Raw genomic sequence first — 2951 nt, 5'->3', positions numbered from 1 at the left:
GGCTGCCGGCTCGGGGGCGGGCGGGACATATGCCGGCTCGGGCGCCGGAGCTGCCGGAGCAGCCGGCTGGTGTGGCGGCGCTTCGGCGACCTCGACCGGCGGTGGCGCGGCCGGAGCTTTCGGCGGTGCCTCGGGAGCCGGTTTGGTGGCGGCCTTCTGCACCGGCTTGTGCGCGGGTTTCGGCGCCGGAACGGCTTCGGGCGCCGACTCGCCGACGGAGGCGGCCTGCGCGGTTTCCTGCACTGCGCCGGGGTGCAGGTGCAGCCCGATCGCCGCCGAGGTCGCAACGACGAGCGTCACCAACGCGCCACCGACGACCGAGGCCAACGCACCCACCTTGGTCACATGTACGGCCTTGACCGGGGTGGTGGCGGGCGTGTTCACCGCGAGCGCCGCGGCCAGCCCCGCGCCACGGGCAAACGCCAGGTCGGATTCGGCCGAGGTGATCACCGCGGTCGGGATGGACTCGGTCAGCTCGGTGACGATGGGCTCGCGCGCGTCGGAGCCCAGGATGAACATCCCGCGGATCGGCCGGCCAGTGAGCGACAGGAGCCCGGCGATGTCGGCGACGAAGGTGTCCGACCGGTCGATGCGGTCAGCGCTCACGTCGTCGGGGGTCACGATTGCCACCACGGCGGCGTCAGGTTCGACGATGCACACCGCGATGTCGTCATGCCGGGTGATCTCGGCGATGCCGCTGGCCAGCATGCCGGCCGCCTCGATCTCCGAGACGGCGAAGACGTTTCCGTAGCCGCGGGCATCCAGTGATTGCATGATGTGACTGGCCAACGGCGCCGCATCGTTGGTCCACGTGACGCCGATCGCGTGGATGCGGTGCATCCCGTCCAGTTCGGTGTCGTCGACCAAACCGCGTAACAGCCCGTCGGGGTCGTAGGTGGCGACGTCCTCGAACGAGATGGCGCCACGGTCGACGGCACGCCCCTCGCCCGTCGTACCTTCGACGAGCACCCATCGAACGGCTCTCGAAGTCATCGCGAGGCCGAGCACGAGATCCATGTCGATCCCCCGATCTGCTCTAGTCACTCGTAACTCAGGTTACCGGTGTGACGGCGCTTACACGTGGCTGCGGCGATCACTGCGCAAACTCTTGGAGGCGCCGTGGCGCGCGATGAAACGGCGGCACCCCATAAGCTCGCTGTACATGAGGTATCTCGTCGTCGTCTCGGCCGCCGCCGCCCTGCTCGCCGGGTGCGCCGTGACAGGCACGCCCACCGCGGCACCGGTGACCGACGAATGGCGCGAGGCGGTGGTGGACGCGGTGGCCGGGCTCGGTACCCAGTTGGGGCCGATCGCCAATGCGATGGTGACGCCCGATCACATGACCAACTACACCGACCTGCACAACGCCTGCAGCGACATGCGCGACTACATCGACTCGGCCAAGAACCGCGTGTTGCCCGGCCCGGACGTCGAGGTCAACACGGCGCTGGGCGACGGCTTCGACGGTTACCGCCGAATGGCCGACCAGTGCATGACGTTGACGCCGGCCAACAGTTCCAGCCGTTTGACGAAGCTGGGCGACACCATGGACGAGGCACATCTGCGCATCACGGAAGGCCTCAAACTCCTCGGCGTCGACATGAGCTGATCACGCCAGCGGGGCGACCGGTGCCGTGCTCGTCGGCGCGGGTGCTTCGGGCGCTGCGGGCGCTTCGGGACGTGGAACCGGACCCGGTCGCGTCTGGGGTTCGGGTCCCATGTGCTGGGCAGGTTGCAGCGCCGGACCGTGCTGGGACGGGCCGGAGCCCACCAGCGTGGCCGGCGGAGCCGGCGCTTCGGCCTCCGGGGCGCCCGGTGCCTCCTGCGCCTCCCGCGCCCAGTCGTCACGCAGCTTGCTGGCCGCGAACACGGCCCCCTGGTCCGCCAGCCCCTCTTCGGTGTACTGCGTGTGGATGGCGAAACTTCTCCCCTGCGGGTCACACACCAGATCGTTGTCGACACACAAGTCGATGGCCTTGGCCGTGTAATACGGCCCGACGATGACCGACGGGTTGTTGAGTACCTTCATGAATCGCGGCGACGGTTTCCCGAACAACGCGACCGCGGACACGTGGTCGGCGATCTCCGCGGGCATGGGCGCCGGCACATCTGTCGGTGAAACCCCGTCGGGCACAACGGCTGCCGTGACGAAACCCATCACCGCGGCGCCTTGCGAGAATCCACCCAGCACCATCTTGGTGTCGGGACAAGCCGCTGCAGTGGACATGATGTGCGCCCGCGCGTCGGCGATGCCCTGCACGGCCGTCGGGAAGTCCGTGGTGGCCGGGTAATCGACCGGGTACACCTCCACCGACTTCGGAGCGACGTTGGCCCGCAACGAATCAACGAACGACTCACCCGTGGTACCCACCCCGGGTTGCTCCATGGTGCCGCGGGCGAAGACCACCTCGGCATCCGGACACGGTGCCGCGTCAGCGGACGGCATCGTCACATTGCTCAGCACGGAAGCCGCCCCCGCCATGACGGCTACTAAACCGGCACTTCCGAATTTCACCACCAATTGATGCTGACATAGCACTGCATTGGGCGCCCGCTGAAATACGTAGGCATAGAGTTCCCTCACAAACGAGAGAGAATTCTCAGAAACATCGGCCCCGAGTGGCGTGTCGGCGGCGCGCTGGTTTTCGGTGCGTCGGTGGCTGGAACCGAGTGCCGAGTTGCCCGGCTATGCGCGACTTCTCAGCGACTATCGCCACATGGGCAACGTGGACCACAATGACCCCGTTGTCGCTCGCCATTTTTGCCCCTCAGACACCAGAAGACTCATATACCTCAGCTGTCCCGTGCCCACTCGCGAGCGACTCTGTCGCTGATAGCTGGACAACGGAAAATTCGTGACGGATGAGGTATTTGAGCGCTCAAGTGGCGCAAGTAATCAATGCCGGCGTGATGATTGGTGCCTGTGGTGCCCATGTGGCGATAGTCGCTGA

The 2951-nt window shown here is 66.9% G+C and carries 3 protein-coding genes; 1 reads left to right on the top strand and 2 read right to left on the bottom strand.

The features are described from left to right. Window positions 1-1044, bottom strand: a 1044-nt coding sequence (locus tag A5740_RS23760) for a hypothetical protein (protein WP_175616342.1), incomplete at its 3' end; no start/stop codon positions are given. 118 nt (window positions 1045-1162) lie between these two features. Between A5740_RS23760 and A5740_RS23755 the strand changes: the two genes are divergently transcribed. Next, the gene (locus A5740_RS23755; RefSeq protein WP_076198174.1) at window positions 1163-1609 is read left to right on the top strand and encodes a hypothetical protein; all 447 of its coding nucleotides are present in this window, start codon (window positions 1163-1165) and stop codon (window positions 1607-1609) included. Here A5740_RS23755 and A5740_RS23750 read toward each other — a convergent pair whose 3' ends face one another. Then, window positions 1610-2482, bottom strand: coding sequence for a cutinase family protein (locus A5740_RS23750; protein WP_076198172.1), 873 nt, complete (start codon window positions 2480-2482; stop codon window positions 1610-1612). Window positions 2483-2951: the final 469 nt, after the last annotated feature.

The sequence above is a fragment of the Mycobacterium sp. GA-1841 genome, from assembly GCF_001954135.1.
Lineage (GTDB): Bacteria > Actinomycetota > Actinomycetes > Mycobacteriales > Mycobacteriaceae > Mycobacterium.
The sequence above is the reverse complement of the archived record's forward strand: the minus strand, read 5'-3'. Positions and strand labels throughout refer to the sequence as shown.